This is a genomic window from Pectobacterium parvum, from assembly GCF_020971565.1.
GTDB lineage: Bacteria > Pseudomonadota > Gammaproteobacteria > Enterobacterales > Enterobacteriaceae > Pectobacterium > Pectobacterium polare.
Genome location: NZ_CP087392.1, coordinates 4,305,416 through 4,318,229 on the forward strand (window position 1 = coordinate 4,305,416; position 12,814 = coordinate 4,318,229).

The 12,814-nt window shown below is 43.5% G+C and carries 10 protein-coding genes; 8 read left to right on the top strand and 2 right to left on the bottom strand.

The window, feature by feature from the left end; translation table 11 throughout:
- The first annotated feature begins 812 nt into the window (after nucleotides 1-812).
- Entirely contained in the window at nucleotides 813-1,274 is a 462-nt protein-coding gene (locus LOZ86_RS19375) for a lysozyme (protein WP_039513572.1), read from the top strand.
- A 313-nt stretch (nucleotides 1,275-1,587) separates the two neighbouring features.
- Here LOZ86_RS19375 and LOZ86_RS19380 read toward each other — a convergent pair whose 3' ends face one another.
- Nucleotides 1,588-2,490, bottom strand: a complete 903-nt coding sequence (locus LOZ86_RS19380) for a LysR family transcriptional regulator (RefSeq protein WP_039481888.1) — start codon at nucleotides 2,488-2,490, stop codon at nucleotides 1,588-1,590.
- A 181-nt stretch (nucleotides 2,491-2,671) separates the two neighbouring features.
- Between LOZ86_RS19380 and LOZ86_RS19385 the strand changes: the two genes are divergently transcribed.
- The gene (locus LOZ86_RS19385; protein WP_039481891.1) at nucleotides 2,672-3,439 is read left to right on the top strand and encodes a type 1 glutamine amidotransferase domain-containing protein; all 768 of its coding nucleotides are present in this window, start codon (nucleotides 2,672-2,674) and stop codon (nucleotides 3,437-3,439) included.
- Nucleotides 3,440-3,441: 2 nt separating this feature from the next.
- Here LOZ86_RS19385 and LOZ86_RS19390 read toward each other — a convergent pair whose 3' ends face one another.
- Nucleotides 3,442-3,666, bottom strand: coding sequence for a hypothetical protein (locus tag LOZ86_RS19390; protein ID WP_039481893.1), 225 nt, complete (start codon nucleotides 3,664-3,666; stop codon nucleotides 3,442-3,444).
- Nucleotides 3,667-3,737: 71 nt separating this feature from the next.
- Between LOZ86_RS19390 and LOZ86_RS19395 the strand changes: the two genes are divergently transcribed.
- The 6 genes from LOZ86_RS19395 (at nucleotide 3,738) to LOZ86_RS19420 (ending at nucleotide 12,780) form a co-directional block, all read left to right on the top strand.
- On the top strand, nucleotides 3,738-5,126 hold the full coding sequence (locus LOZ86_RS19395; RefSeq protein WP_039513567.1) for a glycoside hydrolase family 1 protein: 1,389 nt from the start codon (nucleotides 3,738-3,740) through the stop codon (nucleotides 5,124-5,126).
- Nucleotides 5,127-5,346: 220 nt separating this feature from the next.
- Nucleotides 5,347-6,288, top strand: coding sequence for a trehalose operon repressor TreR (gene treR / locus LOZ86_RS19400; protein ID WP_039482468.1), 942 nt, complete (start codon nucleotides 5,347-5,349; stop codon nucleotides 6,286-6,288).
- Between the two features lie 111 nt (nucleotides 6,289-6,399).
- On the top strand, nucleotides 6,400-7,821 hold the full coding sequence (gene treB, locus LOZ86_RS19405) for a PTS trehalose transporter subunit IIBC (protein WP_039513566.1): 1,422 nt from the start codon (nucleotides 6,400-6,402) through the stop codon (nucleotides 7,819-7,821).
- A 29-nt stretch (nucleotides 7,822-7,850) separates the two neighbouring features.
- The gene (locus LOZ86_RS19410; RefSeq protein ID WP_230242643.1) at nucleotides 7,851-10,556 is read left to right on the top strand and encodes a glycoside hydrolase family 65 protein; all 2,706 of its coding nucleotides are present in this window, start codon (nucleotides 7,851-7,853) and stop codon (nucleotides 10,554-10,556) included.
- The gene (gene pgmB, locus LOZ86_RS19415; protein ID WP_039481905.1) at nucleotides 10,553-11,224 is read left to right on the top strand and encodes a beta-phosphoglucomutase; all 672 of its coding nucleotides are present in this window, start codon (nucleotides 10,553-10,555) and stop codon (nucleotides 11,222-11,224) included. Before LOZ86_RS19410 ends, pgmB begins: the two co-directional genes overlap by 4 nt.
- A 65-nt stretch (nucleotides 11,225-11,289) precedes the next feature.
- Nucleotides 11,290-12,780: a carbohydrate porin gene (locus LOZ86_RS19420; protein ID WP_039481907.1), complete on the top strand. Its 1,491-nt coding sequence runs from the start codon at nucleotides 11,290-11,292 to the stop codon at nucleotides 12,778-12,780.
- The last annotated feature ends 34 nt before the right edge of the window (nucleotides 12,781-12,814 follow it).

Sequence of the window (12,814 nt, forward strand, 5' to 3'; positions counted from 1 at the left end):
CCTGCCTGCGTCACCGTAAAGAGTGTGCACGCAGCCCCTGAAAAAACAAAGTGTTTTTCAGTCTTGAGATGTTCGGGGTTCCAAGCCGGCTGCGGATGTTGCCGCAGCACAGAGACTCTATTCCAACGATGAAAAGCGTGAAATAGAGTGGATGGATTTACAGTGGAATTACAGCGCGTTTTGGAATGATGTTCGCAGAAATGGGCTTAGCTCTGAAAATAATCAGACTTCTTCTTTTATTTTAATTGTCTATAGCAAAAGATAGTATGATTTTTGCGAGAAATGACGGCGGAGAGTTATTTTGAAACAATTCACATTTGTTAACGATGATGCTGATTGAGTTGCATGAAAAAGCCATCGCTGCGTTCATTGAAGGACAGATGCTCTATTCATTGGCATCATTACCTCATTTGGCATATACCGCTTGCCTTATATACATAACAAGATTTATCTACATACACTGACAAGATAGTTTCAGTTAAAAAACCAGAAATATAGTAACAGTTAGCGATAAATTACTTTACTAAAAAAACCATCATAATAAAACACAGTAAAACCACCTGACAATATACTTTAAAAACACAACTAATTTTTATTTACATGAAATTAATTAATAACCTAAACTTCATATAATATTATTGTTTATAAATAAAATTGAATTATTAATAGCAATCAAAAACCAAGAAAATAAAAAAACAGCCAACACATCAATATAGGAATGTAACTCACAGTAATCAAGCGAATAATTTATCGCACATTTTATTGATAAGCATACCAAATTCGTACTCTCCCACACAACATAAGAGGAAAAAATGGCTAATATCCCAGAAAAAATCAACGATGCCGGTCTTAATCTTATTAAGAGCTTTGAAGGTCTAAGGCTAACAAAATATCTCGATACAGCAGGTAAATGGACTATTGGATATGGCCATTTAATACGACCAAATGAAAATTTTGATAATGGAATTACCTCTCAAGAAGCTGACTTACTGTTACAGCAGGATGTAAAGACAGCGGAGGCGGGTGTTCAGCGCTACGTGAGCGTTGACCTCAATGGAAATCAATTTGGTGCATTAACATCATTTACTTACAACCTAGGAGTAGGAAATCTGAAGGCATCGACACTATTACGCCTGCTAAATCAAAGAGAGTATGATGCCGCTGCGGCTCAGTTTCTACGCTGGAACAAAGCTGGGGGACAAGTTGTAAAAGGGCTTACACGCCGTAGAGAAGCAGAAAAAACGCTTTTCCTACAGCCTACCATGCCACACTAATAGTTAAAGAAGTATCATGGCGATGCTTCAAATTAGTTGAGCTTAGCATATAACACTTGATTTGAGGTTCTCTCATGATCAGCGTGAATATTCACTTTTCCCGTTGCCAGTTTGCTCAGGTTTATCACCATAGTTAGAATCTTAAAGACCATAACAGATATAGGTCGCTCACATCCGCAGAGATTCAGAATTATATCAATCTGTATGGGAAGAGCATAAGGTCAACGTTGAAATTAAGTGATCGCACACTCGCCCTCTGATAAAGGGGGCTTTACCAGGTTATTTGCACAGCGCAATGCTTTGAAGAATGCATTCACGTCTTAATCACCTGCGAACACACATCGATAAACGCGCGCAATTTGGGTTGGTTCCTCGCGGCTCTTGAGAAATAAAGAAAGAGGCCGTCATTTCCCGGCGAGAGATCGAGTAACGCGGCTTCCAGCGTGCCGTTTGCCAGTTCGCGCGAGGTATGGAAAGTGGATGAATAAATAAGCCCGACGCCCCTGACCGCGAGGCTACGCATGAGCTCGCCATCGTTCACGGTAATGGTACCGGCTGGCTCAACTCTTACCGTTTCTTTATTTTCGACAAACTCCCACCGATAAATATCTCCCTTTTCAGGGCGACGAAAGCGAATACATTCGTGGTGCTCCAGATCGTGCGTCGCTTTAGGCTTACCGTTCGCTTTGAAATATTCCGGCGACCCGAATACCGCCCACTTAAATGGTGGAGAGAGCCGTACTGCAATCATATCCTGTTCGATATAGGAACCGATCATGATGCCAGCATCATAGCCTCCAGAGACGAAATTATCGTGACGATTACTCACCGTGATATCGATATTCAAATTCGGCCATGCCTGACGAAATGCAGGGATGAGGGGTTCGATGACATGGGGTAATGCCAGGCGTTCTACGATCAGCTTCAACGTCCCCGATGGTTTTTTTGCCGATTGAGCCACATCTTCAAAACCTGTTGCGATAACGTGTGCTGCAGGCCCGATTCTCAGCAGCAGGTCTTCCCCTGCTTCCGTCAATGCCATCTTGCGCGTCGTGCGGTGGAAAAGTAGCACGCCGAGGCGATGCTCCAGTTTCTGGAGCGACAAGCTCACCGATCCCGGTGTCTTACCCAGATCGAGCGCGGCTTTACGAATGCTCAAGCGTTTCGCTATAGCCAGAAATTCTGCCAGTCCATCAAAGCTATCGGATTGCCCCATCAGGGTTCCTCATCGTCATGCAATACAGGGATCATCAAACGCATTTTACGATAATTTATCACGTCAATATAAAGTGATTACATCGATTTTTTAAACAATGCATTCCACTTTTACCGCCTGTTCCCCCCCCATTATCACGGATATAGTGGCGACCATCACCACCTGCTGAAAGGAGTTTTTTATGTCAATCATCAAGCGCTGTGCTGGTCTTATCGCCGCGATGGCTGTGTTTGCCGCAGCCTCCCCCGTTTTCGCCCAGAACAATCTGAAAGAAGAGAAGGTATTAATCGTCGTTTCCAGTTTGGATAAAAAAACACCCGATCTCGTTGGCGGCTTCTGGCTTCCTGAATTGACCCACCCAGTCGAAGTATTCGACAAAGTCGGTCTGTCTTACGATATCGCCAGTCCCAAAGGTGGGATGCCTCCGTTTGACGGATTCGATCTCAAAGATCGGGCGAGTCTGGATTTCTGGACGAACCCGGAACACCGCAACAAACTGGCTAATTCAATCCCACTGGCAAAGGTTGATCCCGCGAAATATAGCGCGATCCTGCTGGTTGGAGGACATGGACCCATGTGGGATTTCGTCAACAATCCTGAGTTGATCAACATCGTGCGTACCATGTACGAGAAAAATGACATCATCAGTGCCGTTTGCCACGGTCCGGCAGGCTTGCTGAATGTGAAGCTCAGTAATGGTGAACTGTTGATTAAAGGCCGTCGCCTTACCGGCTTTACTGCGGAAGAAGAAGCGTCCCGTAATTACGACAAGATCGTTCCGTTTGAACTTGAAGCGGCGTTGAAAAAGGATGGCGCAACATTCGAAGAAGCACCAATCTTCGAAAATAAAGTCGTCGTTGACGGGCGACTGATCACTGGTCAAAACCCAGCATCCGCTCAAGCGCTTGGCGAAGCCGTCGTCAAGGCGCTGCAAGCGAAAGCAAAGTAACGTCATGAAGCCACGGCGTTAGGGGGTAAAACGCCTAACGTCTGGCAACACCGAATCGCGCCAGCAGAGATGGCGTGACTCGCGTCACATAACCAGACGGGGGCATTGCCGCAGAGATTCAGGATTGTATAGTGTACTAACAAGACGTTACCGCCAATGGCGGGCGAGACTTGGGCAGAGGTGAGTAGCACTACTCTCTTCTGCCCAAGTTTTTTTTTGCCTGTCATCCGGTAGTTCCCTGTGCGGAACCCGCGTCCGGCGCAGCGTAATGATGTAGAAAACGATAAGGAGAAATACCATGAAAGCATTCCCCGACGGATTTTTATGGGGCGGTTCAGTCGCAGCAAACCAGGTCGAAGGCGCATGGAATGAAGACGGTAAAGGTATATCCACCTCCGATCTTCAGCTAAAGGGCGTGCATGGTCCGGTGACAGAGCGCGATGAGAGCACTAGCTGCATCAAAGATCGGGCTATCGATTTTTATCATCAATACCCGCAGGATATTCAGCTGTTCGCCGAAATGGGGTTCAAGGTGTTGCGCACCTCCATCGCCTGGACGCGCATTTATCCCGTGGGCGACGAAACAGAGCCTTGCGAAGCCGGTCTGGCCTTCTACGATCGCCTGTTCGATGAAATGGCAAAGCATCAGATCCAGCCACTGATTACGCTGTCGCACTATGAAATGCCGTACGGCCTGGTGAAAAAGCTAGGAGGCTGGGGCAACCGTGCCGTCATCGACCATTTTGAGAAGTATGCGCGTACCGTTTTCAGCCGCTACAAAGACAAAGTGAAGCACTGGCTGACCTTCAATGAAATCAACATGGCGCTGCACTCGCCTTTTACAGGTATCGGGCTGAGCGGCGAACCTACGAAGCAAGAGATTTATCAGGCTATCCACCACCAGTTGGTTGCCAGCGCACGCACGGTAAAAGCCTGCCACGAGATCATCCCCGATGCCAAAATTGGCAACATGCTGCTGGGCGCGGTGCGCTACCCCATGACCTGCCATCCGAAAGATGTGCTGGAAGCGCAGAGCAAGAACCGTGAATGGCTGTTCTTCGGTGATGTTCAGGTGCGCGGCATCTATCCGGCTTGGATTCAGCGCTATTTCCGCGAAAATGGCGTCGAACTCACCATTACCGCACAGGACAAAGACGACCTGAGCCACACCGTGGACTTTGTCTCGTTCAGCTATTACATGAGCGGCTGTGCGACCTTCGAACCGGAAAAATATCAATCTTCACGCGGTAATATCATCCGCCTGATTCCTAACCCGCATCTTGAAGCGTCCGAATGGGGCTGGCAGATCGACCCCGAAGGCCTGCGCTTCCTGCTAAATGAGCTGTATGACCGCTATCAGAAGCCGCTGTTCATCGTGGAAAACGGACTGGGCGCACGCGATGTGGTGGAAGAAGACGGCAGCATTCACGACAGCTACCGCATTGATTACCTGCGTCGCCATCTGATTCAGGTGCGTGAAGCCATCGACGATGGCGTCGAGCTACTGGGCTACACCAGTTGGGGGCCGATCGATCTGGTCAGTGCGGGCACCGCGCAGATGTCAAAACGCTACGGCTTTATTCATGTCGCTCGCGATGATGACGGTAAAGGCACGCTGGAACGTCGGCGCAAAGACAGTTTTTACTGGTATCAGGATGTGATTAACAGCAACGGGAAGTCGTTGTAACAATATCGTTGTAGCAGTGCAGAAAACCAGAAGGCGTACACATTTGTTGCCTTCTGATCTATTCAGGGATGGGTTATCCATTCATGACGTAGTGGACTAGCTGGCATTCCTATCAAAAATTTTGAAGTTATACAGACTGTGAGCCTGTAATTGTTAAGTATGGGCAACTATATTAACATCGCAAGTCTTAAGAGACGTCTTGTATTGGAATACAGTGACCGTGCATAAATTGACGATAAAAGACATAGCGGCCCTTTGTAATGTGGGGAAATCGACTGTTTCCCGTGTAATCAATAACGACCAGAAAGTTAATGAGGTGACACGCAAAAAAATACTCGCGGTGATTGAGCAGTATCAATTCACGCCGTCGAAATCAGCCCGAGCGATGCGTGGATTAGCGAACAAAACCGCTGGGATTATCGTAACCCGCCTTGATTCCTATGCAGAAAACCAAACGGTGAGAGCCATTTTACCCCTTTTGCATGCTAATGGTATCGACCCCATTATTCTGGAAAGCCAGTTCGATCCTAAAAAAGTTGATGAACATTTAACAATGTTGGAACAGCGAAAGATTGATGGGGTGATATTATTCGCATTCACCGGGGTCTCCAGTGAACAGCTAGCTTCCTGGCAGCAGCGTATCGTCATCATCGCTCGTTCATTTGACGGTTATACCTGTGTTTGCAATGACGATACAGGTGCCGTGAATCATCTCATGGAATTCTTACATCAAGAAAAAAAATTCAGTGAAATTGGTTACGTCGGTGTTGATTTACAAGATGAAACAACTGGGTTACTACGTTTTAAAGCTTACGAGAATTATTGCCAGCAACATCAATTAACCGTTAATGCCGAATTAGGGGAGCTCAATTATCAGAGCGGTTATTCGCTCGCAAAAAAGGTGGTTTCTACGCACCCCCAAGCCATTTTATGTGCCACAGACTCATTAGCGTTTGGAGTACAAAAATACTTAAAAATTCAAAACATTAATGATATTTTTGTTGCTTGTATTGGTCGTAACGATTTACTAAAATTTTTATTTCCTGAAACAAAAACCTGCCGTTTAGGCTTCCGTGAAAGCGGTGAAATTTCCGCAAAATTATTGATCAACATCCTTGACGGAAAATCTCCACAAAAAAAACGCACTATTTTAAAACCATAAGTTAAAAATATAAATTATGTGACACTCATCAATTTATGGGAACGTTCCCATTGAGAATGCGTGTGTCTCTACGTATTTTAAATTAAAGATACGAAACTAGAGAGAAACCACATGAATAAAGTAATAAGCTTTGATGTGATAGATCAGATAATCAAATTAATTGGCGGTGAAGATAATATCATTACCGTTTCTCACTGCCTAACTCGCCTACGGTTCGTATTGAATAATCCAGAGACAGCAGACATTGAAGGAATTAAAGACATTCCTGTAGTAAAAGGATGTTTCAACAATGCAGGGCAATTCCAAATAATAATAGGGACGGATGTAGATGCTTACTATAAAGAAATGATAAAAAAAATAAACATCACAGGAACCAGCAAAGAAGAAGCAAAAGTTTCCGCCCAAAAAAATATGAAATTTTGGGAGCGATTAATTTCGAATTTATCTGAAATATTCATCCCGCTATTACCCGCTTTAATCTGCGGTGGTTTATTGCTTGGTTTAAGAAACGTCATTGGAGAAATGCCAGTATACGGCGATAAAACGCTGATCTCGACATATTCATGGCTCCAACCAATATATGACTTCTTATGGTTACCATGCGAGGCAATTTTCCATTTCTTGCCTGTAGCCATCTGCTGGTCTACGGTAAAAAAAATGGGCGGCACCCCCATACTGGGTATCGTATTAGGCATTACGCTGGTCTCACCGCAATTAATGAATGCCTATGCTACCGGAAGCCAGATTCCTGATAGCTGGGATTTCGGGATTTTTGCCATTCAGAAAGTCGGTTACCAAGCTCAAGTGATCCCTTCCATTTTGGCTGGGCTATTCTTGGGTTGGTTTGAAGTTAGATTACGCAGATACATTCCTAATTACCTGACATTAGTCATCGTCCCCATCATCACTATATTGGTTTCTGTTACCGTTGCCCATACCATCCTTGGGCCGATTGGCCGTCTTATCGGCAATGGCATTTCAGAAGGGGTTCGCTATTTAATGCTAGGCGATTTTGCCCCCATTGGCTCGATGATCTTTGGCTTTTTCTACTCACCTTTAGTCATCACTGGCCTGCACCACACGACCTTGGCAATCGACATGCAATTGACACAAAGCGTGGGAGGAACACCGATTTGGCCAATCATCGCACTCTCAAACATTGCACAAGCTTCTGCAGTTGTCGGCATCATTTTGATTAGCAAAAAACATAACGAGCGTGAAGTAACTATACCTGCCGCGATTTCCGCTTACTTAGGCGTGACTGAGCCAGCCATGTACGGCGTCAACTTACATTATCGCTTCCCGATGCTCTGCGCGATGATCGGTGCTGCATCAGCGGGACTTATTTGTGGCTATGCTCGTGTGCTTTCTAACGGAATTGGTGTAGGAGGGATCCCTGGTATTCTGTCAATTCAACCGACATTTTGGGGGGTTTACCTTATTGCCATGATCGTCGCCATCGTTATCCCAATCGTATTGACAATGACTGTTTATCGTTACCAACAACGAAAAGGCACCTTGGTCACTTCCTAATAAATTCCAATATTTAAAAAGAGTTCAACATGCATTATCTCGCTATCTTAATAAATAAAAATGGACTTGATGCCTCCTTAGATGAGATTAAACATCACTATGATATGGAATGGAATTCTTTATCCACCAAGGCATGTTTAGCAGCATTAAGAGAGATACAAAGCGATTTCTCTTTGGTAAAAGGTGGGTTTATAAGCGGAGAAAAATTGCCACATTACCCGCTATTTTGTATCGAATTGGCTAATCAAGAAATTATTAATTTAGAAAAGGAATTTTCGGAAATTTTTAATGTGCCATTTATTGCTAAAGAGTATGCAGACACACTCACCCCTGCCAGTCTGAAAAAGGCTATCGAGCAGCAATATGATGCGCTCAGTTGGGGAATTAATTACTGCGGGTTTACCGCAGGGAAAGAAGAATACGCCGTAGAATCGCTATTAACGGTAGCAAACGGTTATTTAGGTGTACGTGGCGCAATGCCTGATATGCAGGAAAATGATGCGACATACCCCGCGACTTATCTTGCTGGGTGTTATAACCAGGCTCAATCAAATGTTGCTGGTCATACGGTCACTAACGAGGATTTTGTCAATGCGCCAGACGCACGTGCGATCCGGATTAAAATCGGCAACGGTGATTGGTTAACGCCCGAAACCAATAAAAATATTGCGCTTTATCGTAATCTTTCTCTAAAAAATGGCGTGCTAGAACAAAATTGGCTGGTGGAGGACGAACAACAACGCCAAATTCAAATCCGCAGCCAAATACTGGCGGATATGTCTCACCCTACTCGTTTCGCAATTGAGTATTGCTTCACACCTCTTAACTTTGATGGTGATATCACCATCAGCACCCACATTGATGGGGAAACACATAACTATGGCGTAGCGCGTTACCGTAGCCTCGCGTCACATCACTATGAAGTGCTGTCTTGTAATGTGTTAGGTAAAAATGCCTATTTAAATGCAAGAACCCTTCAATCGGAAATCGGGATGGGATTTTCCTCAACAATACGAGGGAATTTCTTCACAGAAAAAGATATTCACATTCAGGAAGAGCCGAATAAGGTTAGCCAATCGATCACATGCCCTGTAGTACAAGGGAAAACTTACCAGTTTGAAAAAAGCGTCAATATTCGACTGTCGACGGTATTTCCCGATGAGTGGCACATTGCAGATGAGTCGGCATTAGTGGATTTTGCTACACAATTAAAATCCACTGAACAGGCATGGGCATCACTGTGGAAGAAAGCAAACATTACTATTGATGGCGATTTGATGTCTCAAAAACTCCTACGCCTTCATACCTATCATTTACTCTGTTCTTGCTCACCTTTCAGCAATGAAAGCTACCAGCTTGATGTGTCAGTAACAGCAAGGGGATTACACGGCGAGGCCTATAGAGGGCATATATTCTGGGATGAAATATTCATCTTGCCTTTTTATATCATGCATTTTCCTCAAACTGCCCGACAGTTATTGATGTACCGATATAAGCGTCTACCTGCTGCGCGCCACGCAGCAAAAGAAGAAGGCTATGAGGGCGCGATGTTCCCATGGCAATCAGGCCATGATGGTACTGAGCAAACGCAGATTGTTCACTTAAACCCACTCAATGGTGAGTGGGATCCGGATTATAGCCGCCTACAACGGCATGTTTCGTTAGCGATTGCCTATAATATTTGGCTGTATTGGATCAATACCAAAGATAACGAGTTCATGGAGTCTCATGGTATTGAAATACTTATTGAAATTGCTCGATTCTGGTTAAGTAAATCTCAGTGGAATGAAATAACCCAGCGTTACTCTATTCGAGGTGTGATGGGTCCTGATGAATTCCATGAACACACTGTTGGTAGTGAAACCGATGGGCTCAAGGATAATGCTTATACCAATTTGATGGTTTCATGGATGTTTTCGAAGTTAGCTGAATTACGTCAGCAATTTGACACCCATCTTATCGATACCGTTAATACAAATTTTTGGACTGAAATCGATCATGTAGGGAAAAACTTATCTTTAATTATCGAAGATGACATCATTTCACAATTCGATGGTTACTTTGATCTAATAGAAATTGACTGGAAGCACTATAGAAAAAAATACCAAAATATTTATCGTATGGATCGTGTTTTACGTGCTGAAGGAAAGAGCGCAGATCATTATAAAGTTGCAAAACAAGCTGATGCCTTAATGATATTTAATAATTTCTCTGAAGATTGCGTAACAGAGATATTAAAAAACATGGGATATCAACTAAGAAAAGATTATGCAAAAAAAAACCTGCATTATTATCTGGAACGTACATCTCATGGTTCTACACTGTCGCGCATCGTGCATGCTCAGCTCGCGAACGACATCAATTTTCATGAACTATCCTGGAAATTATACCGCGAAGCGTTGTCTTCCGATTATCAGGATATTCAAAGTGGTACTACCGCTGAAGGTATCCACACCGGAGTTATGGCCGCGACGTTAAATACGACAATCATCGCTTATGCAGGGGTAGATATCCGTCACGCGTGTTTACGAATTGCACCGTCACTGCCAAAGGGGTGGGAATGTATTCGGTTCAATCTACAACATCGTGGCATCCAGTATTATTTTGTTATTTCACATAAAGAAATCATCATTTCTGCCAGCGAAAATGCCCAGGTAGAGATTAACCATAAAAAACACTTCGTAATCCCAAGAGTTGATTTCTCGTATAACTACACTGAAGGTCGAAAATCATGAATAACGGTTTCATCTTTGATTTAGACGGCGTTATTGTAGATACCGCACATTATCACTTTATAGCATGGAAGCATCTCGCCAATAGAATCGGAATAGATATCGATGAGGAGTTTAATGAAGCGTTAAAGGGAATCAGCCGTGGAGAATCCTTGGAAAGAATTCTCCAACATGGCAGGAAATCAAGTGAGTTTGACGCAGGGGAAAAAGAAAAACTGGCTCAAGAAAAAAATGAGTACTACGTCAATCTGCTTAACCAGTTAACTGAAAAAGATATCCTCCCCGGTATTCTTTCATTTATAAAAAGGGCAAAAGAACTTGGCATTCCATGCGCCATTGCATCCGCATCAAAAAATGCCAAATCTATTTTAGAAAAACTAAATATTAGCGATTATTTTCAACATATTGTTGACCCAGATACCTTGAAAAATGGGAAGCCTGACCCTGAAATTTTTCTAAAGGCGGCGGAGTCTATCGGTGTCGAACCTCACAATGCAATAGGGTTTGAAGATGCCTTGTCGGGCATTGCTGCATTGAATAAAGCAAAAATATTTTCGGTGGGTATCGCCGAAAAAAAAGAAAGTCTTATTGAAGCTAAGATGGTTGTCCCCTCATTAAATAACATATCCCCTGATATGTTATTTGAACAAAAAAAATTGAAAAGTGAGTAAATCTTACTCAAAAATATTTTATCCGATTATTGGTAACACTTTACATAGAAAAAGAGGAATAAATGATGAGAATAAATAAGCTATCGTTAGCGATAGGGTTTTTACTTAGTGCCTCTCCTTTATTAGTTAACGCAGAGAGTTCGTTAAGCGACATTGAAGCACGTTTAAACTCTCTTGAGAAACGAGCGGTAGATGCCGAATCAAGAGCGGCCTCTGCGGAACAAAAAGCAGCGAGGCTTGAGCAATTAATAACGAATAAGAATACACCGCAAAAAATCGCGAATTCAGTGAATATAGAGCAGCGTATCACTACTCTTGAGAAAAATTCAGATCAGGCTCAAGCGAATGCCACACTGGCTAATGAAAAAGTCAATCAATTAGAAAAACGACAAAGCGTCGCTGAAAAATCTAACAATTTTGTGGCAAATAACAGCGATTGGGGCACATTAAAGCTATATGGCGATGTCGAATTTAACATTGATGGTGCAAGCCGCAAAGGCCAAATCACCTCAATGCACACTCAGGCTGGGGATGGCTCTGGAGACTTTAAGGATAAAGAGCGCTGGGATTTGAATGGGCGCATCTTGATTGGTTTAGACGGAGAGCGAGCGCTTTCTAATGGGAACCGTGCCGGATTTAAGGTACAACCTTTGGCCAACATGTCCGGTTCTATGGGTCTCGATGATGCCGTCTTCTATTTTGGTCAAGATAATAAGTGGAACTTCAAGATTGGCCGATATGAAGCCTACGATATGTTCCCACTTAACCAAGATACCTTCGTTGAACACTCGGGAAACAGCGCCAACGATTTATATGCAGACGGATTTGGCTATGTCTATATGATGAAAGAAGGTCGAGGAAGAAGTGATAATGGCGGAGCCATGAATTTAAGTAGCACTTACAATGATTGGTACTTCGAAGTGAACACATTAGTTGAAGATGGTAGTAAGGTGTTCCAAGATGGAAAATATCATGGTAGACAATTAGATAATCGCAAAAACGTGATTTACGTTCGCCCTGTGGCCGCATGGAAAAAAGATAACCTCACCGTTGCGGGAGCTATAGACGCTAACGTTATACACAATGCCTACGGTTACCAAAATACAGATGGGAAATTTGAAGACCAATCTCGCCGCACTGGCTATGGCCTCAATTTTAATTGGGATAACTTAAAAGATAACGCTGAAAATGGCATCGCTGCTAACTTAAGCACGGCATATTTAGATGCGAAAAACGAAAGTGATTTCTCAATTGGCGGCAACGTATTATGGCGCAAGCTACAAGTTGGTTATATTTATGCACATAATGACATTAAATATTATCAACGCGATATCAATCTCAACCCCGGCCAAGAAAAATCGCTACGCCCCGGTAAATATGATATCCACACTGTATTTACTTCTTATGAATTACCTAGCATCTTAGAGATGGATAACTTTAAAACGTACCTTGGCGCATATTATTCATATATCAATGGCCGTGGAGAAATGACTTCCGTGGACAGCAGTGATAAAGATCGCTATGGCGCACGTATTCGTTTTAAATATCTATTTTAAACTTAAAGGTAAAGTCCATCGGTTATGATAAACC

Bases quoted from the DNA above. Each gene is read 5' to 3' on its own strand.
- LOZ86_RS19420 (WP_039481907.1), top strand. From the start codon at position 11,290: ATGAGAATAAATAAGCTATCGTTAGCGATAGGGTTTTTACTTAGTGCC.
- LOZ86_RS19390 (WP_039481893.1), bottom strand. From the start codon at position 3,666: ATGACAGGCAAAAAAAAACTTGGGCAGAAGAGAGTAGTGCTACTCACC.
- treB (WP_039513566.1), top strand. From the start codon at position 6,400: ATGAATAAAGTAATAAGCTTTGATGTGATAGATCAGATAATCAAATTA.
- LOZ86_RS19380 (WP_039481888.1), bottom strand. From the start codon at position 2,490: ATGGGGCAATCCGATAGCTTTGATGGACTGGCAGAATTTCTGGCTATA.
- LOZ86_RS19410 (WP_230242643.1), top strand. From the start codon at position 7,851: ATGCATTATCTCGCTATCTTAATAAATAAAAATGGACTTGATGCCTCC.
- pgmB (WP_039481905.1), top strand. From the start codon at position 10,553: ATGAATAACGGTTTCATCTTTGATTTAGACGGCGTTATTGTAGATACC.
- LOZ86_RS19395 (WP_039513567.1), top strand. From the start codon at position 3,738: ATGAAAGCATTCCCCGACGGATTTTTATGGGGCGGTTCAGTCGCAGCA.
- LOZ86_RS19375 (WP_039513572.1), top strand. From the start codon at position 813: ATGGCTAATATCCCAGAAAAAATCAACGATGCCGGTCTTAATCTTATT.
- LOZ86_RS19385 (WP_039481891.1), top strand. From the start codon at position 2,672: ATGTCAATCATCAAGCGCTGTGCTGGTCTTATCGCCGCGATGGCTGTG.